The sequence below is a fragment of the Rhizobium sp. AC44/96 genome (assembly GCF_001692185.1).
Taxonomy (GTDB): domain Bacteria; phylum Pseudomonadota; class Alphaproteobacteria; order Rhizobiales; family Rhizobiaceae; genus Rhizobium.
The window spans coordinates 101602-124052 of sequence record NZ_LXKO01000009.1 but is presented as its reverse complement, the minus strand read 5'-3'; the positions used below and the strand labels follow the sequence as shown (position 1 = coordinate 124052).

Genomic DNA, 22451 nt, shown 5'->3' with positions numbered 1-22451 from the left:
CATTCGAGGGAACCGGATGAAGACTCTTTACGGCATCCAATATCTGCGCGCCTTTGCAGCGCTCGCTGTCGTCGTCTTTCACGCGGCGGAAAAGGTTGGCGAGCACTTTGCGATCGGTGCGGCCGGCGTCGACGTGTTTTTCGTCATCAGCGGTTTCATCATGTGGGTCATCAGCGACCGGCGGCCGATGTCGCCGCAACAGTTCCTGTTTGATCGCGTTCGTCGCATCGCGCCGTCCTACTGGCTGGTCACGGCTGTCATGATCGTCGGTGCGGTGGTCGGGTTGTTTCCCAATCTCAAGCTGACGGCGTCGCATATCATCGCCTCGCTCTTCTTTGTTCCTATGCGCTCGCCGAGCAATGGCGAGATCTGGCCGGTTCTGGTGCAGGGCTGGACGCTGAACTTCGAGATTTTCTTCTACGTGCTGTTTGCCGGTGCGCTGTTTTTGCCGCGCAACTGGCGGCTAGGCTTTCTTTCGCTGGCGTTCGGCGGCTTCTTCGCGTTCGGCTTGATCTTCCAGCCGACGTCTCCGGCGCTTCACACCTACACCCGGCCGATCATTCTCGAGTTTCTCGGCGGCGTTTTCCTTGCCGAACTCTGGCTTCGCCGGTGGATCGCCGGCACCAGCCTCGGGCTGGCCTGTGTCGGCGCCTCGCTTTCGGGCTTTGCGGCGATCTTCCTGATCGGCGCTGATTTCGACGAAGCGATCTGCGGCCCTCTGGCGATGGCGCTTGTCTACGGCATGGTGTCGCTGGAAGCCGATGGAAGCATCGGGCGGGTCCCGTTACTGACCTATCTCGGCGATGCGTCCTATTCGATCTACCTCTGGCATACGCTGGCGATTTCCGTGATCGTCAAGATCGCTGGCTTCGCCGGTCTTTCCTCTGCACCGACGGTGGTGGCGTCGGTGATCGGCGGCACGATCCTCGGTACGGCGGCTTACGAGTTCGTCGAGAAGCCCTTTAGGAAGATGTTCTCGCGGACCGGGTCGAAGCAGGGCGCGCTGGCGCGGCGCCCCTCATGACGAGGCTTCGATCTTCGGCTCTTCCTCGACGGCAGTTTCGGTCTCGGCGGACGCGGCGGGCTTCCGCCGCCACGAATGCAGGACGACATAGAAAACAGGCGTCAGGAACAGGCCAAAGAACGTTACGCCGAGCATCCCGGAGAAAACGGCCGTCCCCAGTGATTGGCGCATTTCGGCGCCGGGGCCGGTGGCGATCGCGAGCGGCAGGACGCCGAAAATAAAGGCGAACGCCGTCATCAGGATCGGGCGCAGGCGCAGGTGGCTGGCCTCGATCGCAGCCTCGACAGGCGATTTGCCCTGTTCCTCAGCCTGGCGTGCGAACTCAACGATCAGAATGGCGTTCTTGGCTGCGAGGCCGATCAGCACGATCAGACCAATCTGGGTCAGGACGTTATTGTCCATGCCCCTCAGCCAGACGCCGATCAGTGCGGCAAGGACGGCAAGCGGGACGATCAGAATGATCGCCAGCGGCAGTATCCAGCTTTCATATTGAGCCGCCAGTGCCAAGAAGACGAAGACGACGGACAAGATGAAGATATAGATGGCCGTGTTGCCGGTGTGGGTTTCCTGGTAGGCGAGCTCTGTCCATTCGAAGGTCGTGCCCGGCGGCAGGATCTTCGTCGCCAGCGCCTCCATCTTCTTGATGGCGTCGCCGGTCGATGTGCCCGGTGTCGGATTGCCCTGCAACGGTACCGACACATACATATTGTACCGCTGCACGAGAGCCGGGCCGCTCGAATCCTGAATATCCATCAAGGTGCCGAGCGGGACCAGCGCGCCGGTTGCGGACCGGACCTTCAGCGCGAGAATATCTTCCCTGTCCATGCGGTATTGCCGGTCAGCCTGTGCGCGCACCTGATAGACGCGGCCGAAAGCGTTGAAATCGTTGACGTAGGCGACACCGAGATTGATTGACAAGGCGTTGAAGATGTTGGGGATCGGCACGTTCAGGAAGCGTGCCTTGTCGCGGTCGATCGCCAGGAAATACTGCGGGCTAGCGTCCGAGAAGGTCGTGAAGACGCCGGTCAGGCCCTCGGTCGTTGCCGCAGCACCCATCATCTGACGAGCGAGGCCCAGCACCCGTGTCATGTCGGCATTTTCAAGATCGGAGATCTGCATCTTGAAGCCGCCGGAGTTGCCGACGCCACGCACCGATGGTGGCGGAATGGCGATGATGAAGGCTTCCTGGATGCTCTGCAGCTTGCCGAAGAGTTCGCCGATGATCTTGTTGGCGGTTTCGCCGCCTTCCTCGCGTTCGGCGAAGGACTTGAACGGCACGAAGACCACGCCTGCATTCGAGGCATTGGTGAAGGTCGCGCCGCTGAAGCCGGCAAACTGCACGGCATTGCCGACGCCAGGCACGGTGCGGGCAATGTCGCCCACCTGTTTGACGACGGCGTCGGTCCGCGCAAGCGAGGCGCCATCGGGTAGCTGCACGACGATGATCGCATAGCCCTGGTCCATCGTTGGAATGAAGCCCGACGGAACCTTCGTGCCCATGTACCAGGTGGCGGTAAGAAGGCCGGCAAAGACCAGGAGCGAGCAGGTCAGCCCCACCCAGCTGCTGACCAGATGCCGGATGATCCATGAATAGCCGGCGCTCATCCGATCGAAGCCATGGTTGAAGCCATCGGCAAGGCCGCGTCCGATGCGGGATGCGATATTGGTCCGTTTGGTCTCGTGATCGTGGCTTTTCAACAGGATGCCGGCCAGCGCCGGCGATAGCGTCAGCGAGTTCAGAGCGGAGATGGCTGTGGTGACTGAGATCGTGACCGCGAACTGCTTGTAGAACTGGCCGGAGATGCCGGGAATGAAGGCGGTGGGCACGAAAACGGCGATCAGCACGAGCGAGATGGCAACGACGGCGGTGCCGACTTCATCCATCGTGACGTGCGCTGCCTCCTTCGGCGTCATCCCTCGCGCCAGATTGCGCTCGACGTTCTCCACCACAACGATCGCGTCGTCCACCACGATCCCGATCGCGAGAACGAGGCCGAAGAGGGTGAGCATGTTGAGGGAGAAGCCGAAGGCGAACAGAATGGCAAAGGTGCCGATCAGCGATACCGGGATCGCGATGATGGGAATGATCGCGGTGCGCCAGGACTGGAGAAAGACCAGAACGACGATCGCCACCAGGATCGCCGCCTCGGCGATCGTCCGATAGACCTCGTAGATGGAGTCCGAGATGAATTCGGTCGTGTCGTAGACGATGCGATATTCCAGCCCCTGCGGGAAGTTCCGCGCAAGGTCCTTCATGATCCCCTGGACCTGATGGGCCGTATCAAGCGCATTGGTTCCCGGTCGTGCAAAGATGCCAAGGGCGACTGCCGGGTCGTTATTAAGATAGCTGTTCGTCACATAGTCCTGTGCCCCGAGCTCGATACGGGCGACATCCTGCAGCTGCACGAGGCGGCCGCTGGCGGTGGATTTGACGATGACATAGCGAAACTCGCGGACGTCGGAGAAGCGGCCATTGGTGCGAACGGTATACTCAAAGGCATTCTTGCCGGTGACGGGCGGCGCTCCGATCTTGCCGCCCGAGACCTGCACGTTCTGATCTCTCAGTGCCGCGACCACGTCATCCGAGGTCATCTGGTATGCCGAGAGCTTCTCGGGATCGAGCCAGATACGCATCGAATACTGTCGTTCGCCGAAGATCTGAACGTCGCCGACGCCATCGAGGCGAACGAGTACGTCGCGGATGCGATTGCGGGCATAGTTCGACACATAGAGCTGGTCATAGCGATGCGACGGCGACAGCAGGTGCACGACCATCATCAGGTCTGGAGAGCTCTTGTCCGTGGTTACGCCCAGTCGCTGCACTTCCTCGGGAAGGCGGGGCAGGGCGATGGAGACGCGGTTCTGGACAAGAACCTGCACCTTGTCGAGGTCGGTACCGAGCTTGAACGTGATGGTCAGCGACATGGCGCCGTCGGCGCTGGAATATGAGGACATATAGAGCATGTCCTCGACGCCGTTGATCTGTTGCTCGAGCGGCGTCGAAACGGTATCGGCGATGGTCTGCGGGTCGGCGCCGGGGTAGGACGTCCGGACGACAATGGTCGGCGGCGCAATCTCGGGATACTGCGATACCGGCAATTGTGTGTAGGCAATGCTGCCGACCACGAGAAAGACGATGGAGATAACCGCCGCAAAGATCGGGCGGTTCACGAAGAAATGGGCAAATCTCATTGTCCGCTCTCCGCTCCGGCCGTATCAGGCGGCGTTTCGCTTCGCTCCTTTGGCAGCTCGGTCATTTGCGGTGTGACCGTTCCGCCGGGCCGGGCGCGCATCAGGCCGTTGACGATGATCGTTTCCGTGCCGTCCAGACCTTCGCGAATGACGCGGTAGCCATAGAGCCGCGGTCCCGGCCGCACGGGCTTGGTCGAAACCTTGCCGTCGGTGCCGACGACATAGACGACGCGCTCGTTTTGATCGGAGCCGATCGCCTCATCGGGAACGAGGATGGCTGTGTAGGTGTTGGAGGCCTCGACCTGAATGCGGCCGAACAGCCCAGGCTGAAGCACGAGGTCGGGATTGGCGAAGCGAGCGCGGATTCTGATCGTGCCGCTCTCGTTGTCGATGCGGTTTTCGGCGAAATCCAGCTTTCCCTTGAAGGGTTTGGCGTTGGGATCGCTGATCGTGACGACGACATCGACGCCGCCACCGCCTTGCTGCAGATCCTTGCCCTGCCGGCGAGCGGTGTCGGCAAAATTCAGCAGGCGACGTTCGTCGACGTCGAAGTAGAAATCGATCGGATCGAGCGAGACGATGGTGGTCAGAATGGTGTCGTCGGCCTGAACCAGATTGCCGGTCGAAATCAGGCGGCGGTCGATGCGGCCGCTGAGCGGCGCAGTGATCTGGGTGTAGAGCATATCAAGAGCGGCGCGATCGGCGGTTGCCTGTGCACCGCGGACGTTGGCTTGCGCTGATATCCATTCGCGGCGGCGGTCATCGAGGATGGAGACGGACTGGCTGCCTGTCGTTGCCAGCGACTCCGCCCGCTTGAACTGCGCTTCCGCATAGGTCTGCGTGGACTTGGCGACCTCAAGAGCGGCGTTCGCTTCGTTCAGCGCCGTGATGAACGGCCGCTGGTCGATCACGAAAAGCAGGTCGTCCTTCTTGACGATTGCGCCATCGGTGAAGTGCACCTCCTGCAGGTAGCCGCCGACGCGGGAGCGAACCGATACCTGGTCCACCGGCTCGAAGCGGCCGATGAATTCGTCGTTGTCGACGACATCGCGCACGACAGGCTTTGCCACCGTGACTGGAGGCGGCGCCGGCGCGCCCTGGGCGACGGCATTTGCGACGGGTAGGAGGATCATGCCGCCGAGCAGAAGCGCGGATCTAAGCGAGAAAAGCATAGCAGTCCCCCGATTGCGGCAGCTGCTTGGCAGCGCCGGTTATGTCGATGAAATCATGCGCGTCATGTCTTGCTGCTGCGGACGAGAGTCGGTCGCCCGTATCGAATTCCGCACCAAGGCGCCGCTGCGGACGTGTTGGTGATCTGCCATTGCCAGAAATCTGATGCGGCGGAGGCCGCCGCTAAGTAGCTGTACGAGGTATATAAACTGCCCCGAAGCGAAATTGCAAATGCCGACGGGTTGCAATTTCGTGCGGCGCAAAAAGCGATGCGTGTGTGCCCATGAGGTCCGTTTGTGCCGCCGTTCGCAAGGACGGAGCGCCGGTGCGGCATTTTGGTCGCATCCGTCGAATCTGTAGCCGGCACCCCTTGTGCGCCGCACAAGCTTAATATATCTGGACACATTATAAGTGTGCTTATGATTGGCGCAGACTTCAATGAACAGCAATCCGACCCTCGGTTTTCTCCTGCACGACATCGCTCGCTTGCTGCGCAAGCGGTTCGAGCATCGTGCGCGGTGCCTTGGGTTGACGCGATCGCAGTGGCAGACGCTGGCGTATCTCTCGGCAAACGAGGGAATCCACCAGGGCGGGCTGGCTGAGATCCTTGAAGTCGAGCCGATTACACTTGCGCGTATTCTCGACAAGCTCGCGGAGCGTGGGCTTATCGAGCGCCGCCAACATCCGACTGATCGTCGTATCTGGCTTCTCTACATGCGGGACGAGGCTCGCCCGCTTCTGGAGACGATGCGCGAAATCGGCGACGTGACACGCGGCGAAGCTTTGGACGGTATCTCGACGGAACAGCGTGACGAACTGTTCCAGATCCTGTCCCTGATGAAAATAAACCTAGTGCAGGCCTGCCGGACCCCCCTGGCTGAAAATGAGACCAACCATGGCTGATCAATCCCCCCTTCGCATCGTTGCCGATGCCAATGCCAAGACTCCAGTTGAAGACAATGACCTTCCTGCATCCAAGGAAACGGTAGCTGAGGCGCCTTCATCCAATTCAGCGCCTGCTTCTGCCGTGGCTGCGCCTGGCGGCACAAAGGTCCGCCGCCGGCGCAGCCTCACGCGTCCCGTGCTCTTTGCGCTTCTGCCCGTCGCGTTGGTGGTTGGTGGATACTACTACGTCAACGGCGGCCAGGTCATGTCGACCGACAATGCCTATATTCAAGCCGACATGGTCGGCCTGACGACTGATGTGTCCGGTATCGTCGATCAGATCAACGTGCATGAGAATGAAGCGGTCAAGAAGGGCCAGGTCCTCTTCAGCCTGCGGCAGGATTCGTTCAAGATCGCCCTCGATGGCGCGACAGCGCAGCTCGGTGCCGTGCGCAACCAGATCCTGAACCTGAAGGCCAGCTATCAGCAGTCGCTTGCCGAGATCACCCAGGCCGAAGCCGACATTCCTTATTATCAGAGCGAATTCGATCGCCAGCAGAACCTGATGAACAGCTCTGCGGCAACCCGCGCGGCGTTCGATCAGGCCAAGCATAATCTGGACGCCGGCCACCAGAAGGTGATCGTCGCCAAGGCGGAAGCGGCTGCGACGCTGGCACAGCTCGGCGGCGACGCCGATCAGCCGGTCGAACAGAACCCGCTCTATCTCGAAGCCAAGGCCAAGGTTGACGATGCGCAGCGCGAGCTCGATCACAGCGTCGTCAAGGCGCCGTTCGACGGCATCGCAACGAACGTCAATTCGCTGCAGCCGGGATCCTATCTGCAGGCGTCCACGCAGGCCTTCTCGCTGGTTTCGACGAGCAACCTGTGGATCGCCGCCAGCCCGAAGGAAACGGAGCTGACCTATGTGAAGCCAGGTCAGCCGGTCAGCATCTATGTCGACACCTATCCTGGCGTCGAGTGGAAGGGCAAGGTCGAGAGCATCAGCCCGGCTTCCGGCTCCAGCTTCTCGCTGCTGCCGGCACAGAACACCACCGGCAACTGGGTGAAGGTCGTGCAGCGTATCCCGATGCGGGTCAGCATCGAGGATGCCGCCGGCAAGCCGCCGCTGCGCGTCGGCATGAGCACCGTCGTCGACGTCGATACCGGCCGTGCCCGCGGTCTTCCGGATTTCGTCTCCAAGCTTTTGGGTCGCACCGGCGGCAAGGATCATGAGTAACGCTGCTGCTTCTTCGCCGGCCACGCCGGTCGCCAATCGCGGCGCGATCACGGCCTGCGTCATTCTCGCCGTCATCATGCAGGCATTGGACACGACAATCGCCAACGTCGCGCTGCCCTATATCCAGGGCAGCGTGTCGGCGAGTGCTGACCAGATCAACTGGGTTTTGACGTCCTATATCGTCGCCGCCGCCATCATGACGCCGCCGTCCGGCTTTCTTGCCGCGAAGTTCGGCCGCAAGAGAGTGCTTCTGACCGCGATCATCGGCTTTGTGGTTGCTTCGGTTCTTTGCGGTCTTGCGCAATCGCTGAACCAGATCGTTGCCTTTCGCCTGCTTCAGGGCTTGTTCGGCGCGTCACTGGTTCCACTGTCTCAGGGTATCCTTCTCGACATTTATAGTGTCGAGGAGCGCGGCTCGGCCATGGCCCTATTTGGCGTCTCGGTCATGGTCGGGCCGGTCCTGGGTCCTGTGATCGGCGGCTGGCTGACGGACAACATCAGCTGGCGCTGGGTGTTCTACATCAACGTGCCCATCGGGGCTCTGGCGTTCGCGGGGATCGTGATCTACGTCACCGAGACCAAGCTGGACGCTCTGGCAAAACTCGACTGGTTCGGGTTCGGGCTGATGAGTTTGGGCATTGCGTCGCTACAGCTCTTCCTCGACCGCGGCGAACAGCTCAACTGGTTCGGCTCGGGCGAGATCATCATCGAGGCGGTTGTCTGCGCGTCGGCTTTCTACCTCCTCATCGTGCATACGTTGACGGCGGAGAAGTCCTTCGTGAATCCGAAGCTGTTCCTCGACCGGAACTTCTCGGTCAGCATGATCTTCATCTTCGTGATCGGCATCACCTATCTCGCCTCGCTGGCACTGATGACGCCTTACCTGCAGACGTTGATGGGCTATCCCGTCATCACCGCTGGTATCGTCATGGGGCCGCGCGGTATGGGGACCATGCTCTGCATGTTCATCGTCGGCAGGCTGATCGGCAAGGTGGATACGCGCATCCTTCTGGTGCTCGGTCTCAGTCTGACGGCGTGGGCGATGTATGACATGACGGGATGGACACCCGACGTCTCGCAGTGGACCATTGTGTCGGTCGGCTTTGTTCAGGGAGCCGGGCTCGGGTTCCTGTTCGTGCCGCTGACGACAATCGCCTTCTCGACCCTGCCGGCTCACATGCGCGGCGATGGTACCGGTCTCTACAATCTGTCGCGTAACATCGGCTCAAGCGTCGGCATTTCGATCGTGTCGGCCCTGCTGGTGGAGAACGCGCAGGTCAATCACGAGACGATCGCGGCCTATGTCACGCCGTTCAACCGCGCCTTCGAGGCCACGGCTGCACAGGGGCTCAATCCGCTGACGGCTGCCGGCCGGGCATCGCTCAACGAGTTGATCACGCTGCAATCGACCATCATTGCCTATATGGACGACTTCAAGCTGCTGATGCTCATGTCGCTCGCCGTCATTCCGCTGGCGCTTCTGCTGCGCAAGCCGAAGGTCGCGCCTGTCATGGACCACAGCGCCGTGATGGAATGATCAGCGGAACGGCTTGCTGAGATATCGCGACCCCAGAATGCCGAAGCGCCATGGTGCTTCGGCATTTTTCGTGATGCCGATACGCTTCCCGGAGACGACCTCGGCGGGCGTGGTCGGTGCGATGGAAAACGGCGCCTGATCGAGCAGCCGGTCATTGAGTGATATGTCGATGCCGAGCGCCTGGCAAAGCTTGCCGGGACCGCTGCAAAGCTGGGTCAGGGCCTCGGTTCCCCGACGCTCCGCCATGGCGGCGAAGCCGACTTCTGGTTCCAGTGCACGGATAAGGACAGCGGAGGCGGGGGTGCAGACGAAGTTCAGGCACCAATGCATGCCATAGATGCGATAGATGTAGACGTTTCCGGGTTTGCCGAACATCGCGCCGTTGCGCTGCGTCGGTCCGCGGAAAGTGTGGGAGGCCTCGTCGTCCGGGAAGTAGGCTTCCGTCTCGGTAATGCGACCGCCGGCGCCGTCCACCAGAAAGTGGCAACCGAGAAGATCGCGCGCGACACTGATGGCGTCGCGTTCAAAGAAATCGGACAGTTTTCGGCCAGTCAAAGGAGTGGTGCCGATCGCACCGAGCGATTGTGTCATCGGTTCTGGGCGAGTTGACCGGCGGCCTAGTGGCCGGTCTTGGGATGCGCGACTGATGTTCCCGTCACCGAAACGGGATCGCTCGCCGGGAAAGTATCTTCGAGACCTTCCTCCAGTTCCTCTTCCAAAAGGGCCGGATCCTTCTGGCGCCGGCTGTCTGTCTTCGGGGCGTCCAGGGCGACTGCAAGCAGCGCCTTCGCACGCGCGACCGCATTGTCGCTCGTCAGGCCGGGGGACGCTGCCTTGTAGAGGGTGACGGAAATGCTGTTGCCGGTGTCGTCGCCGAAGATAACGGCGAAGCCGCCATCCCTGGGGTGCACGGTGGTGTCTGTGATGGCCATGGAATGTTCTCCCGGTTCTGACAGTTGAGCCAAGTGAAACGCTTTTCGTCAGGATTGTCGAGCAAAGACCTTGACGATCCAGTCGATGAAAACGCGCACGCGCGGCGAGAGTTGCCTGTTGCGCGGGTAGAGCAGCGAGACGGGCGTCTGCGTCAACGGGAAATCCTTAAGGATATGAACGAGTTCGCCGGAGTGAATGTAGCGCTCGGCGTGATAGCGCGGCACCTGTATGATGCCGAGGCCGAGCTTGGCTGCGGCATGGAAGCTCTCTGCGGCATTGACGGAGATGGTTGCCGGCAGGACCACGTTGCGGATCGCACCGTTTACCAGGAATTCGAGGGGTAAAAGCGAGCCGGTCGCGCTGGAGTGAAAGCCGACCATGCGGTGGCCCTTCAAGTCGTCGGGATGATCTGGCGTTCCAAATCTTGCAAGGTAGGCGGGGGAGGCGAGCGTTACCTCCTCCAGCATCGCCACCCGGCGCGCGACCATGTCGCTGTCCTGCGGTGTTCCCACGCGCAGCACGCAGTCGATCCCCTCGCGCACGAGATCCACGAGCCGGTCGCCCTCGCTCATGTAGAGCTCTATATCGGGATAGGTCTCGAGAAACGACGGCAGGTTAGGCAAGACGAAGTGCCTGCCGAGCGTGCCATGCACATCCACCCGAAGAACGCCCTTTGGCTTGGCGCCGGCAAACGCGCCCTCAGCCTCTTCGATGTCGGCGAGAATGGAAAGACATCGCTGATAATAAGCCTCGCCATCAAGCGTCGGGCTCACGTGGCGTGTCGTCCGCTGCAGCAGGCGCACGCCGAGGCGAGCTTCCAGCTGCTTTACCGCGTCGGTGACGGTGGAGCGGGGCAGGCCGGTATCGTCGGCGGCAGCGGTGAAGCTGCGGCGTTCCACGACCCGGGAAAACACCCGCATGGCATCGAATCTGTCCATCTTGTTGTTCGTCTTTCCCGGATAGTGATGGCGAATAATGCATGATTATCCGCTGAACAGAAAGCGCCATCTTGTCCTCATCGAAACGCGCTGGGCGCAAATGATGAAGGAGAAGGACAATGACCGTAGCAGAGAACAAGGTCGCACTGGTTACCGGCGCTTCCAGGGGCATCGGGGCTGCTATCGCCGAGCGTCTTGGCAAAGACGGGTTCACCGTTGTCATCAACTACTCGGGCAATGCGGCTCCGGCCGAGGAGCTGGCGCAGGCGATCGAGCGAAAGGGCGGAAAGGCGCTGACGGCCAAGGCCGATGTCAGCGATGCCGAAGCGGTTCGCCGGATGTTCGATGCGGCGGAAGCTGCCTTCGGCGGGGTCGATATTCTGGTGAACAATGCCGGGATCATGATGCTGTCTTCCATAGCCGATGCCGACGACGCCAACTTCGATCGCCAGATCGACGTCAATCTAAAGGGCACTTTCAACACGCTGCGCGAAGCTGGAAAACGCCTTCGGGACGGCGGGCGGATCGTCAATTTCTCGACCTCGGTCGTCGGGACCAAACTCGAGACCTATGGCGTCTATGCCGCCACCAAGGCAGCGGTCGAGATGTTGACTGCGATCATGTCGAAGGAAATGCGCGGGCGGAACATCACCGTCAACGCGGTGGCGCCGGGGCCGACAGCTACAGACCTGTTTTTGAACGGAAAATCCGATGAACTTGTCGCCCGTCTGGCGAAGATGAATCCCCTCGAAAGGCTGGGGATGCCGGACGATATTGCTGCTGCCGTATCGTTCCTTGTTGGCCCCGATGGCGCCTGGATCAATGGCCAGGTGCTGCGTGCCAATGGCGGGATGGTGTGACGCTTAGGCCGCACTGTTCCATTTTTGAATACGTGCTGTGCACGAATCAGCCCTTACAAAAGGCAAATTCTGCGCTTATATTAGAAAGGTAAGGGCGACGGGAGGCCTCCAACTCCGGGCGCCAGGTTCTCAGATACCGGCCGTGCCATTTACCCTGGTGGTATGGATGGGTCTGAAGGAAATTCGATACCCAGACAGTTGCGGCCCGTCGAAGGAACTCCCTTCCGGGCCGCAATTGTTTTCACGCCTTATCCTTCACGCGTCGTTGAGCTTGGCATCGACCAGCAGCTTGACCAGCCAATCGACGAAGACGCGGACCTTGTTGCTGAGGTGGCGGTTCGGCGGGTAGACGATATAGAGCGCGAGCGGCTCGCGGGTCCATTCCGGCAGCACGGGTATCAGCTCGCCCTTTGCCAGCGCATCGCGGATCATGAAGCGCGGCAGCTGGGCGATTCCGAGGCCCGTCAACGCTGCCGTTACAAAGGTCCGGCTATCGTTGACCGACACCATATAGCGCGGATTGACCTCCAGATTTTCGTTGTCCTTGCGGAATTCGAACGGAAGCGTCCGGTTGGTCTGTGCGCGAAAGTAGCTTACGGAATAGTGATCGTTTTCAAGATCTTCCGGGCGTTCCGGCTTGCCGAACTTCTCGAGGTAGAGGGGTGAGGCGCAGGTGATCAGATCTACCTCCGATACGCGCCGTGCGATCAGCGACTGGTCCGCCGGTGTGCCGCCGCGCAGGGCGCAGTCGACGTTCTCGGCGAGATAGTCTACGGTTCGATCACCGACACCGAGATCGATGCGGATATCGGGATATTTCTGATAGAAATCACAAAGCGCGGGCACGACGATCCAGTCGGCGAAAGCGCCGGCCATCTCGACGCGCAGGCGACCGCCCGGAAGGCCCTGCGAGTTTGTCAGGCTGCCATCGAGTTCTTCGAGTTCCGACACGATCTGTGCTGCGCGCTCGTAGTAAAGCGCGCCGTCGGTCGTCACCATGACGCGGCGGGTGGTGCGGTTCAGAAGCTTGGTGTGAAGATGTGCTTCAAGTCCCTGGATGAGATTGGTCACCGTCGCCTTGGGCATGGCGAGTGTATCGGCGGCCCGTGTGAAATTGCCTGTCTCTACGACGCGGATGAAGGCGCGCATTGCCGAGAGCTGGTCCATCGGAAATCACCTAAATAGGTTGCACTGCGGTATTGTTCGAAATTTGGAACAGTGTAATCGCGATGGCGTCACTTATTCCGTGAGTGGAATAACAATATCTTTTTTTCAGAAATTGCAAGCCGTCGCGGCTCGCAATATGTTTTACTCCGATTGAGCGAAAGCTGGAACGATGACGGTGCAGGTGAAAGACATGGTGCTGGAGAAGGTGGCCATCGGCCCCGTTTCCGCGCGCGTCTATCAGGGCGCCGAATTCGGCAAGGGCTCGCCGATCGTGCTCTACTTTCACGGTGGTGCCTTCCAGCAATCCGGCCTCCAGGATTGCCCGGTCGCCGAGGCGATCGCGAGCGCCGGCGCCATCGTCGTCGTGGCCGACTACAACGCGCCGCTCGGGAATGTCTTCCCGAAGCCGCTCGAGGTCGGCTACTCGCTGTTTTCCTACATGGCCAACAAGCGCGCCTCCGGTATCGGCGATCGCAATTCGCTGCTGCTGGTGGCCGGCGACGAAGCGGGTGGCAACATTGCCGCCGGTGTCGCCTTGAAGGCACGTGACCACTATGCCGATGCACTCGACGGCCAGATCCTGATTTCTCCCTTGCTCGACCCCTTCATGGGCTCTGCTTCGATCCGCGAGGCCGACAGCATCGGCATGCGCCAGCGTTGGGCAGAGGGCTGGAGCCACTATCTCAGCGGCGGCGGCTGCCATCCTTATGCGGCGCCCTGTCTCTGTTCGCGTATTGCGGGCGTTGCGCCTGCTCTGGTTTTCACCGCTGGAGACGACCCGCTCCGCGATGAAACGCTTGGCTACTCCGACCGCCTGAAACAGGCCGGCGTTGCAGTTCGTCAGCATGTTCTCCCCGCCGGAGCAGGCTGGCCATCGATTTACGGCGGGACATCCGACAAGTCGCCGGAGTGGCAGGAGAGCATCAGCCACGAATTCGGAAACTTCGTTCGGGATATGCGCAGACAACCCCTTGCATTGAAGACGAACTGATTATTTTTCGGCCGCGAAGGCCGTAAGGAGAATACCAATGACGTCCAGTAAGAAGCGCTGGGCCCTCGTGGGCGCCGGTCTGAGCCTTGCTGCGTCCGTTTCGGCCGCAGCCATCTTTTTCGAACTGCCGATGAGCGCGACTGCAACGGCGGCTTCCACACCCGCGCAGGCTCCCGCTGTGCCGGTGACGGTTGCCGTCGTCGGCAGCCGTGATGTCACGACCTGGCAGGAGTTTTCGGGCCGCCTTGAAGCGGTGGATCGCGTGCAGGTCCGTTCACGCGTGGCCGGCGCTGTCCAGTCGGTGCACTTCCGCGAAGGCGCGCTGGTGAAGGCCGGCGATCTGCTCTTCACCATCGATCCGGAGCCCTACCAGGCGGCGGTTTCGCAGGCTGAAGGACAGACCGCCTCTGCCGAGGCCAAGGTCAATCTTGCTCAGATCGAACTCGAGCGCGGCCGCCGGCTTTCCGACAACAAGACGATTTCGCAGAGCGATTTCGACCAGCGGCAGAATGCCTTTACGGAGGCTCAGGCCGGTCTTCGCACCGCTCAGGCGGCGCTTCGCTCGGCCCAGCTTGAACTCGGCTACACCGAGGTCCGCGCCCCGGTCGCCGGCCGCGTCGGCAAGATCGAGGTGACCGTCGGTAACCTTGTTGCCGAGGGCAGCGCATCTCCGGCGCTGACGACGCTTGTGTCGGTCGATCCGATCTACGCCAGCTTCAACGCCAGCGAAGAGATGGTGACGAATGCGCTTGCCCAGCTTCCTGCTGGCGACGGTGCCGTTCCCGCTGTCGAGCAGATTCCCGTCGAGGTCGGCACGCTCGCCGATCAGGGCACGCCGATCAAGGGCAAGCTGCAACTGATCGACAACCAGGTTGATGCGGCCAGCGGCACGATCGGCGTTCGCGCCGTCTTCGACAATCCCGGCGGCAAGCTGATCCCCGGCCAGTTCGTTCGTGTCCGCATGGGCGAGCCGAAGGCCGAGAACAAGATCCTGATCAGCGACCGCGCGATCGGCACCGACCAGGACAAGAAGTTCGTGTTCGTCGTCGATGCCGAAAACAAGGTCAGCTATCGGCCGGTCCAGCTTGGTCCGTCTGCGGACGGCCAGCGTATCGTCGAAAGCGGCCTGACTGTTGGCGACAAGATCGTCGTCAATGGCTTGCAGCGTATCCGTCCGGGTGCAGTGGTTGCCCCGCAGGCGGAAGAGAAAGTCGCGACGGCGCAGTAAGCTGAAGCATCCGGAGCGTCTCGGCGCCCCGCGTTAATTCCGAAATGACGTGATCCACCGGCGGTCTCCCAACCGCCGGAGAGGGTCGTTGCATCCCAAATTTCATCCCGGAGAGGGCTTTGAAATGAATTTTTCCAGATTTTTTGTCGACCGTCCGGTGTTCGCCGGAGTTCTGTCGGTCCTCATCGTCGTCGCCGGTCTGCTTGGACTGCGCGCACTGCCGATTTCCGAATATCCCGAGGTGGTTCCGCCATCGATCGTCGTGCGCGCCACCTATCCGGGCGCAAACCCCGAGGTCATTGCGCAGACGGTCGCCACGCCGCTCGAAGAGCAGATCAACGGCGTCGAGGGCATGCTCTACATGTCCAGCCAGGCGACCTCGGACGGCGTCATGACGCTGACCGTCACCTTCAAGCTCGGAACCGACCCCGACAAGGCGCAGCAGCTGGTTCAGAACCGCGTTTCGCAGGCCGAGCCGCGCTTGCCGGAAGAGGTGAAGACCATCGGCATCACGACGGTCAAGAGCTCTCCTGACCTGATGATGGTCGTGAACCTGATTTCGCCTGACAACCGCTACGACATCACCTATTTGCGCAACTACGGCGTCCTCAACATCAAGGACCGGCTGGCGCGCATCGATGGCGTCGGCCAGGTACAGGTCTTCGGTTCGGGCGACTATTCGATGCGCGTCTGGATCGACCCGCAGAAGGCGGCCGAACATGGCCTTGCCGCAAGCGATGTCACCAACGCGATCCGCGGCCAGAACGTGCAGGCCGCAGCCGGCACCATCGGCGCTTCGCCGAGCCTGTCGGGCGTAGACCTGCAGCTGAACGTCAATGCGCAGGGCCGTCTGCAGACGCCTGAGCAATTCGGCAACATCATCGTCAAAACAGGATCGAACGGCGAAATCACGCGTCTGCGCGATGTCGCCCGTATCGAGCTTGGCGCTGCCGATTATTCGCTGCGCTCGATCCTCGATGGCAAGCCGGCGGTCGCCATTCCGGTCTTCCAGTCTCCGGGTTCGAACGCCATCACCATCTCGGACGAAGTCCAGAAGACGATGGAAGAGCTGAAGACCGCCATGCCTGACGGTGTCAGCTACGAGATCGTCTATGACACGACGAAGTTCGTCCGCTCGTCGATCGAGAAGGTCGTAGACACGCTGCTCGAAGCCATCGCGCTCGTCGTCATCGTCGTCATCCTGTTCCTGCAGACATGGCGCGCCTCGATCATCCCGCTGATTGCCGTTCCGGTCTCGATCATCGGCACGTTCGCGGTGATGTATGTCTTCGGTTTCTCGATCAACGCGCTCAGTCTCTTCGGCCTCGTGCTGGCGATCGGTATCGTGGTGGATGACGCGATCGTCGTTGTCGAAAACGTCGAGCGAAACATCGAAAACGGGCTCAGCCCACGGGCTGCCACCTACAAGGCCATGAAGGAAGTGTCCGGTCCGATCATCGCGATCGCGCTGGTGCTTGTCGCGGTCTTCGTGCCGCTCGCCTTCATCTCCGGCCTGTCGGGCCAGTTCTATCGCCAGTTCGCGCTGACGATTGCGATCTCGACGGTCATTTCGGCCTTCAACTCGCTGACGCTGTCTCCGGCTCTGGCTTCGCTGCTGCTGCAGGATCACCACGCCAAGCGTGACTGGCTGACACGCGCCATGGATGCCGCCTTCGGCTGGTTCTTCCGAGGCTTCAACAAGGCCTTCGGCGCCGGTTCGCGGGGTTATGGCAAGGGCGTCGGCGGCCTGCTGTCGCGCAAGAGCATCGTCATGCTGGTGTATGTCGTGCTGGCAGGCGCGACCTACGGGCTCTTCAATGCAGTGCCGGGCGGTTTCGTGCCGGCGCAGGACAAGCAGTATCTGATCGGCTTTGCCCAGCTGCCGGATGCCGCCAGCCTTGACCGCACCGAAGACGTCATCAAGCGGATGAGCGATATCGCCATGGCTGAGCCTGGCGTCGCGCATGCGATTGCCTTCCCGGGCCTGTCTATCAACGGCTTCACCAACTCCTCGAACGCCGGCATCGTCTTCGTGACGCTGAAGGATTTCGAGGAACGCAAGTCGCCGGCGCTTTCGGGCGGTGCGATCGCCATGTCCCTGAACCAGAAGTTCGCGGCAATCCAGGATGCCTTCATCGCGATGTTCCCGCCGCCGCCGGTCAACGGCCTCGGCACGACGGGTGGCTTCAAGATGCAGCTCGAGGACCGCGCCGGTCTCGGCTATCAGGTGCTCGACGAGGCCAACAAGGCGATGATCGCCAAGGCCTACCAGACGCCTGAGCTCACAGGCATCTTCTCTGCCTACCAGATCAATGTTCCGCAGCTCTATGCCGATCTCGACCGTGAGAAGGCGGAACAGCTGGGCGTCCCGGTGACCGACGTTTTCGAGACGCTGCAGATCTATCTCGGTTCGCTCTATGTCAACGACTTCAACGCCTTCGGTCGTACCTACAGCGTGCGCGTCCAGGCCGATGCCAAGTTCCGGGCGCAGCCCGAGGATATCGGCAAGCTGAAGGTTCGTTCGGTATCGGGCCAGATGATCCCGCTGTCTGCGCTCCTGAAGGTGAACGCGACAACCGGGCCGGAGCGGACCAACCGTTATAACGGTTTCCTCTCCGCCGATATCAACGGCGGTCCTGCTCCGGGCTTCTCCTCCGGCCAGGCTCAGGCAGCGATCGAGAAGATCGCCGAAGAGACCCTGCCGAAGGGCATCAGCTTCGAATGGACGGATCTGACCTATCAGCAGATCCTGGCGGGTAATTCGGGCGTGGTCGTCTTCCCGCTGGCGCTGCTGCTGGTGTTCCTGGTGCTCGCTGCTCAGTATGAGAGCCTCGCGCTGCCGATCGCGATCATCATGATCGTGCCGATGGGTGTCCTGGCGGCGTTGACGGGGATCTGGCTGACCGGTGGAGACAACAACATCTTCACGCAGATCGGTCTGGTCGTCCTTGTCGGCCTGTCGGCGAAGAACGCGATCCTGATCGTGGAATTCGCCCGTGAGCTGGAATTCGAAGGACGGACTCCGGTCCAGGCCGCCATCGAGGCAAGTCGCCTGCGTCTGCGTCCGATCCTGATGACCTCCATGGCGTTCATCATGGGTGTCGTGCCGCTTGTCGTCTCGACCGGCGCCGGTGCCGAGATGCGCGCGGCGATGGGTGTCGCGGTGTTCTCGGGCATGATCGGCGTCACCTTCTTCGGCATCTTCATGACGCCCGTCTTCTACGTGCTGGTTCGCAAACTGTCGGGCAACCGCCCGCTGATCCAGCATACGGAGCACGAGCACGACGCGGAGGAAGCCGAAATCATTCGGCTTGCCGCCGAGTAACCCCCACTCAGCGGCCAGACGTGGAAAGGCGGAGCATTGCTCCGCCTTTTCTGTTTTCATGCCTCTGCCATGAGGTTATGTCTTGATTAACGTACATCGGGCGAGAGGAGTCGCGCGGTGTTTCGGTGCGAGGAGGCATTGATGCATATTGCGATTGTCGGCGCTGCAGGGATGATCGGGCGTACGCTGACAGCCCGGTTGGTTTCCGATGGAGCGCTGGCAGGGCAGACGGTGACGCGGCTGTCGCTGGTCGACGTCATCGAGCCGGACGTCCCACAAGGTTTCGGTGGTCGGGCGGATGTCGCAGCGGTTGATATTTCAATGCCAGGGCAGGCCGCGAAGATCGTCAGCTCCCGCCCGGATGTCATATTCCATCTGGCCGCCATCGTCTCCGGCGAGGCCGAGCTGGATTTCGAGAAGGGCTACGGCATCAACCTGGAGGGGACGCGTGCACTGTTCGAGGCAATTCGCCTTGCTCACCTTCGGGATAGTTACCGGCCTTGTGTCGTGTTTACCTCGTCGATCGCGGTCTTCGGTGCGCCATTCCCCGATGTCATTTCCGACGACTTCAATCTGACACCTCTCACGAGCTACGGCACGCAGAAGGCGATGGGAGAACTCCTGCTCGCGGACTATACACGCCGCGGGTTCATCGATGGCATCGGCATCCGCCTGCCAACGATCTGCATCCGGCCGGGAAAACCGAACAAGGCGGCGTCAGGATTTTTCTCCGGGATCTTGCGCGAACCCTTGGCTGGGCAACCTGCCATTCTTCCGGTGCCGGATACCGTTCGTCACTGGCACGCATCGCCGCGTTCGGCGGTTGGCTTCCTGATCCATGCCGCCAGCATCGATCTCCAGCCGCTGGGCTCCCGCCGCAGCCTGACCATGCCGGGTGTCTGTGCTTCGGTCGGCGAGCAGATCGAGGCCCTGCGGCGCATCGCGGGCGACAAGGCCGTCGCGCTCATCCGTCGCGAACCTGATGAAATGGTCATGAAGATCGTCGCGGGCTGGCCGCAAGCCTTCGATGCCCGGCGCGCGACGGAGCTCGGTTTCCGCGCCGATGCCTCGTTCGACGATATTATTCGCGTGCATATCGATGATGAAATGGGAGGAGTGCTTTGATGAGCGACAAGGCGCGCAATATTGCGTTTCTGGGAACCGGACTGATGGGCGCGCCGATGGTCCGGCGGCTTCTCGGCGTGGGTTTCCCGGTGACTGTCTGGAACAGGGACAAGACGAAGGCAGAGGCGCTTGCCCAGGACGGAGCCGTCGTGGCTGATACGCCTGCCGCTGCCGTGAACGGAGCGGCGGTCGTCTTCACTATGTTGAGTGACGGTAATGCCGTTGGCGACGTGCTGTTTTCGAAGGGCGTGGCGGACGCATTGGCCGCAGGGGCGATCGTCATCGACTCGAGTTCGATATCGCCCAAACAGGCGCGTGAACATGCGGGCAAACTGGCCGAGCGGGGCATTCGTCACCTGGATGCACCGGTCTCCGGCGGCGTTGTCGGGGCGACTGCCGGGACATTGGCGATCATGGCGGGGGGCGATGAAGCGCTGGTCGGCCAGCTGGCGGATGTCTTTGCGCCGCTGGGGCGTGTGACATATGTCGGCCCGAGCGGCACCGGCCAGCTTGCCAAGCTCGGTAACCAGCAGATTGTTGCGGTGACGATCGGCGCGGTTGCCGAGGCGATGATGCTGGTCGAGGCCGGCGGCGGCTCACGCGAGGCGTTTCGCCGGGCAATCCGTGGCGGCTTTGCGGAGAGCCGGATCCTCGATGTGCACGGCCAGCGGATGGTTGAACGCAGTTTTGGCAATGCCGGCCCGTCGAGGCTGCAGCTCAAAGACCTGAACAACATCCTGGCGGAGGCCGAGAGCCTGTCGCTGACACTGCCTCTGACGGAGGCTGTTCGGTCCGAATTTGCCGAGTTCGTCGCGAATGGCGGCGGAGATACGGATCATAGCGGTCTGCTGCTTCATCTGGAGAAGAAGAACACCGGTGCCGGTGAATAGTCGAGCGGACGGCGAGCCTCTTCATCTCGTCGTGCGTGCCGATTCGCGCACAATCGTTGATGGATTTTTAGGGTGTCCTAATTAATGTCTCGCGTGAGGGTTGGTGACCGCGTACAAGCAATAGATCGGATGTGCCCCTATTTTTGAAGCTGAGTGAGGCTTAGACGGCGTTGGTACCAGACAATCCCATACGATCCGAGCGAGAGTTCCAGGATATCCTGCGCCGCCTCGAGCTTGCGCTGGATGCCTCGCAGATCGGTGTGTGGGAACACGACCTGGACCGAAACGTGATCTCCTGGGACGCGCAGATGCATCGGCTCTATCGAACGGGACGGTCGAGCGGTCCTGTCGCAACCGCCGTCTGGTCCGACGCGATTCATCCTGATGATCGGTTGCGTGCAGAAGAGGAATTCGACGACGCCGTTGTCAGTCGCGGCCAGTATAATTCCGAATTCCGCATCATCTGGCCGAACGGCGAGATCCGGTACATTCGCTCGCGTGCGCATTTTTATGTCAGCGATGAGGGCAGACCTTCCTTCATCGGCGCGGAATGGGATGTGACGGCGGACGTGTTGCTCAACGACGAGGCGGCGCGGCAACGGTCCGTCGCGGAGGCGCGCGCTCTTGCACTTGAGGAGAGCAACGCCCGGATCGAATATGCGGCGGAGCATGACTATCTGACGGGATTGCCGAACCGCCGTCTTTTCGACAGTCGGCTGGCTGAACTCGCGGAAATGCCTCATGTCTCGACGCTTGCTGTGCTGCATCTCGATCTCGACCAGTTCAAGCAGATCAACGACAGCCATGGTCACACTGCCGGTGACGCGGTCTTGCGCGCCGCAGCACTGCGCATCGAGGCTGCCATTCCGGAGACTGCGATGGCCGCTCGTATCGGCGGCGACGAGTTCGTCATCGTCCTCGTCAATTTCGGCGGCATGGCTGCGTTGAACCGCATAGCGAAGGATGTGCAGCGTCGATTGAAGAAGAAGGTTCGGTTTGGCCAGGAGCTTCTTCAGTCGGGTGCCTCGATCGGAATTTCATGGTCCGCCAATCGCGGCGAGGCAAACCTGCTCGCGGAGTCGGATATCGCGCTTTATCAGGCGAAAGCATCGGGCCGCGATCGCATCGAGTTCTTCTCGCAGCAGCTGAAGGACGACCTGATGAGCAAGCGGCGGCTTGCGGAGGAACTGACGCTCGCTCTCGAGTCCGGCGACATCGTCCCGTTCTACCAGCTGCAATTCGACGCTCGGACGCGGGAGATCGTCGGGATCGAGGCATTGGCTCGCTGGAAACACCCGGAGCGAGGCATTCTTGCGCCCGGGACGTTCCTGAAGGTTGCGGATGAGTACAATCTATCCGCCGAGCTCGATGCGACAATTCTCCGGCGCGTGCTCGCCGATCGGCGCTCATGGGAGCGGCACGGCGCGAAAGTCCCGCATATCGCCGTCAATATTTCCGGTCAGCGGCTCTATGATCCGCTGCTCGTGGACGATCTGGTGGCTCTCAAGATTGCGCCGAATTCCATCGTCTTCGAGCTGATCGAGACGATCTTTCTCGATGATTGCGACGACGAGCTGCTTCAGCGCGTCGATCGGATCAAGCAGATGGGGATCGAAATCGAGATCGACGACTTTGGTTCCGGCCACGCATCGCTGATCGGTCTTGTCCGGCTGCGGCCGACGCGGCTGAAGATCGACCGGCAGCTTGTCGACGAGATTGATACCTCCGAGGAGCAGCGCCGCGTCGTCAAGTCGATCGTCGAAATCGCCAAGGCTCTTGACGTCGGGGTGATTGCCGAAGGCGTTGAAACGGAAGCGCATGCAGCGGTACTTGCAGATCTTGGCTGCGAAACGCTGCAGGGGTTCGCGCTTAGCCATCCGGCGTCCGCCGCTGAAGTCAGCGGTGTCTTTGCAAGGCTTGCTGCGCAGGCATCGCGCGGGCGCTTGTGA

General features: G+C 61.2%; 17 protein-coding genes. 11 read left to right on the top strand and 6 right to left on the bottom strand.

The features are described from left to right. The first annotated feature begins 16 nt into the window (after positions 1-16). Entirely contained in the window at positions 17-1024 is a 1008-nt protein-coding gene (locus A6U87_RS10550; RefSeq protein WP_065691217.1) for an acyltransferase, read from the top strand. Here the strand turns inward: A6U87_RS10550 and A6U87_RS10545 are convergent. Further along, complete coding sequence (locus A6U87_RS10545; protein WP_065691216.1) at positions 1019-4216, bottom strand: efflux RND transporter permease subunit; 3198 nt, start codon at positions 4214-4216, stop codon at positions 1019-1021. The two genes, A6U87_RS10550 and A6U87_RS10545, sit on opposite strands and share 6 nt — an antisense overlap. Beyond that, a complete protein-coding gene (locus tag A6U87_RS10540) occupies positions 4213-5388 on the bottom strand; it encodes an efflux RND transporter periplasmic adaptor subunit (RefSeq protein WP_065691215.1) in 1176 nt (391 codons plus the stop codon). Before A6U87_RS10540 ends, A6U87_RS10545 begins: the two co-directional genes overlap by 4 nt. Before the next feature lie 436 nt (positions 5389-5824). Between A6U87_RS10540 and A6U87_RS10535 the strand changes: the two genes are divergently transcribed. Genes A6U87_RS10535 through A6U87_RS10525 form a run of 3 tightly spaced genes read left to right on the top strand, consistent with a single transcriptional unit; the run spans position 5825 to position 9045 of the window. Continuing rightward, positions 5825-6289 (top strand): MarR family winged helix-turn-helix transcriptional regulator, encoded by a 465-nt coding sequence (locus A6U87_RS10535; RefSeq protein ID WP_065691214.1) that lies wholly within the window; start codon positions 5825-5827, stop codon positions 6287-6289. After that, positions 6282-7508, top strand: coding sequence for an HlyD family secretion protein (locus A6U87_RS10530; RefSeq protein ID WP_065691213.1), 1227 nt, complete (start codon positions 6282-6284; stop codon positions 7506-7508). Before A6U87_RS10535 ends, A6U87_RS10530 begins: the two co-directional genes overlap by 8 nt. After that, positions 7501-9045: a DHA2 family efflux MFS transporter permease subunit gene (locus tag A6U87_RS10525; RefSeq protein ID WP_065691212.1), complete on the top strand. Its 1545-nt coding sequence runs from the start codon at positions 7501-7503 to the stop codon at positions 9043-9045. The genes A6U87_RS10530 and A6U87_RS10525 overlap by 8 nt, the downstream gene beginning before the upstream one ends. Here the strand turns inward: A6U87_RS10525 and A6U87_RS10520 are convergent, their stop codons facing one another. The 3 genes from A6U87_RS10520 to A6U87_RS10510 are packed head-to-tail and all read right to left on the bottom strand — an operon-like array spanning position 9046 to position 10916. Next, positions 9046-9636 (bottom strand): DNA-3-methyladenine glycosylase, encoded by a 591-nt coding sequence (locus tag A6U87_RS10520; protein WP_065691211.1) that lies wholly within the window; start codon positions 9634-9636, stop codon positions 9046-9048. 26 nt (positions 9637-9662) lie between these two features. Next, complete coding sequence (locus tag A6U87_RS10515) at positions 9663-9977, bottom strand: hypothetical protein (RefSeq protein WP_065691210.1); 315 nt, start codon at positions 9975-9977, stop codon at positions 9663-9665. Positions 9978-10025: 48 nt separating this feature from the next. After that, positions 10026-10916, bottom strand: coding sequence for a LysR family transcriptional regulator (locus A6U87_RS10510; RefSeq protein WP_065691209.1), 891 nt, complete (start codon positions 10914-10916; stop codon positions 10026-10028). Positions 10917-11035: 119 nt separating this feature from the next. On the opposite strand from A6U87_RS10510, the gene A6U87_RS10505 reads away from it, so the two are divergent. After that, complete coding sequence (locus A6U87_RS10505; protein ID WP_065691208.1) at positions 11036-11776, top strand: SDR family oxidoreductase; 741 nt, start codon at positions 11036-11038, stop codon at positions 11774-11776. Between the two features lie 255 nt (positions 11777-12031). On the opposite strand, the gene A6U87_RS10500 is transcribed toward A6U87_RS10505, so the two are convergent. Beyond that, a complete protein-coding gene (locus A6U87_RS10500; RefSeq protein ID WP_065691207.1) occupies positions 12032-12943 on the bottom strand; it encodes a LysR family transcriptional regulator in 912 nt (303 codons plus the stop codon). Positions 12944-13112: 169 nt separating this feature from the next. On the opposite strand from A6U87_RS10500, the gene A6U87_RS10495 reads away from it, so the two are divergent. The 6 genes from A6U87_RS10495 to A6U87_RS10470 all read left to right on the top strand — a co-directional run bounded on the left by A6U87_RS10495 (position 13113) and on the right by A6U87_RS10470 (position 22451). Continuing rightward, positions 13113-13934, top strand: a complete 822-nt coding sequence (locus A6U87_RS10495) for an alpha/beta hydrolase fold domain-containing protein (RefSeq protein ID WP_065691206.1) — start codon at positions 13113-13115, stop codon at positions 13932-13934. Between the two features lie 37 nt (positions 13935-13971). Then, on the top strand, positions 13972-15162 hold the full coding sequence (locus tag A6U87_RS10490; protein WP_065691205.1) for an efflux RND transporter periplasmic adaptor subunit: 1191 nt from the start codon (positions 13972-13974) through the stop codon (positions 15160-15162). A 124-nt stretch (positions 15163-15286) separates the two neighbouring features. Then, positions 15287-18487 (top strand): efflux RND transporter permease subunit, encoded by a 3201-nt coding sequence (locus tag A6U87_RS10485; protein ID WP_065691204.1) that lies wholly within the window; start codon positions 15287-15289, stop codon positions 18485-18487. A 141-nt stretch (positions 18488-18628) separates the two neighbouring features. Next, a complete protein-coding gene (gene denD, locus A6U87_RS10480; protein WP_065691203.1) occupies positions 18629-19612 on the top strand; it encodes a D-erythronate dehydrogenase in 984 nt (327 codons plus the stop codon). Beyond that, a complete protein-coding gene (locus tag A6U87_RS10475) occupies positions 19612-20502 on the top strand; it encodes an NAD(P)-dependent oxidoreductase (protein WP_065691202.1) in 891 nt (296 codons plus the stop codon). Before denD ends, A6U87_RS10475 begins: the two co-directional genes overlap by 1 nt. Positions 20503-20672: 170 nt before the next feature. Further along, entirely contained in the window at positions 20673-22451 is a 1779-nt protein-coding gene (locus A6U87_RS10470; RefSeq protein ID WP_065691201.1) for a bifunctional diguanylate cyclase/phosphodiesterase, read from the top strand.

Bases quoted from the DNA above. Each gene is read 5' to 3' on its own strand.
- A6U87_RS10550 (WP_065691217.1), top strand. From the start codon at position 17: ATGAAGACTCTTTACGGCATCCAATATCTGCGCGCCTTTGCAGCGCTC.
- A6U87_RS10545 (WP_065691216.1), bottom strand. From the start codon at position 4,216: ATGAGATTTGCCCATTTCTTCGTGAACCGCCCGATCTTTGCGGCGGTT.
- A6U87_RS10540 (WP_065691215.1), bottom strand. From the start codon at position 5,388: ATGCTTTTCTCGCTTAGATCCGCGCTTCTGCTCGGCGGCATGATCCTC.
- A6U87_RS10535 (WP_065691214.1), top strand. From the start codon at position 5,825: ATGAACAGCAATCCGACCCTCGGTTTTCTCCTGCACGACATCGCTCGC.
- A6U87_RS10530 (WP_065691213.1), top strand. From the start codon at position 6,282: ATGGCTGATCAATCCCCCCTTCGCATCGTTGCCGATGCCAATGCCAAG.
- A6U87_RS10525 (WP_065691212.1), top strand. From the start codon at position 7,501: ATGAGTAACGCTGCTGCTTCTTCGCCGGCCACGCCGGTCGCCAATCGC.
- A6U87_RS10520 (WP_065691211.1), bottom strand. From the start codon at position 9,636: ATGACACAATCGCTCGGTGCGATCGGCACCACTCCTTTGACTGGCCGA.
- A6U87_RS10515 (WP_065691210.1), bottom strand. From the start codon at position 9,977: ATGGCCATCACAGACACCACCGTGCACCCCAGGGATGGCGGCTTCGCC.
- A6U87_RS10510 (WP_065691209.1), bottom strand. From the start codon at position 10,916: ATGGACAGATTCGATGCCATGCGGGTGTTTTCCCGGGTCGTGGAACGC.
- A6U87_RS10505 (WP_065691208.1), top strand. From the start codon at position 11,036: ATGACCGTAGCAGAGAACAAGGTCGCACTGGTTACCGGCGCTTCCAGG.
- A6U87_RS10500 (WP_065691207.1), bottom strand. From the start codon at position 12,943: ATGGACCAGCTCTCGGCAATGCGCGCCTTCATCCGCGTCGTAGAGACA.
- A6U87_RS10495 (WP_065691206.1), top strand. From the start codon at position 13,113: ATGACGGTGCAGGTGAAAGACATGGTGCTGGAGAAGGTGGCCATCGGC.
- A6U87_RS10490 (WP_065691205.1), top strand. From the start codon at position 13,972: ATGACGTCCAGTAAGAAGCGCTGGGCCCTCGTGGGCGCCGGTCTGAGC.
- A6U87_RS10485 (WP_065691204.1), top strand. From the start codon at position 15,287: ATGAATTTTTCCAGATTTTTTGTCGACCGTCCGGTGTTCGCCGGAGTT.
- denD (WP_065691203.1), top strand. From the start codon at position 18,629: ATGCATATTGCGATTGTCGGCGCTGCAGGGATGATCGGGCGTACGCTG.
- A6U87_RS10475 (WP_065691202.1), top strand. From the start codon at position 19,612: ATGAGCGACAAGGCGCGCAATATTGCGTTTCTGGGAACCGGACTGATG.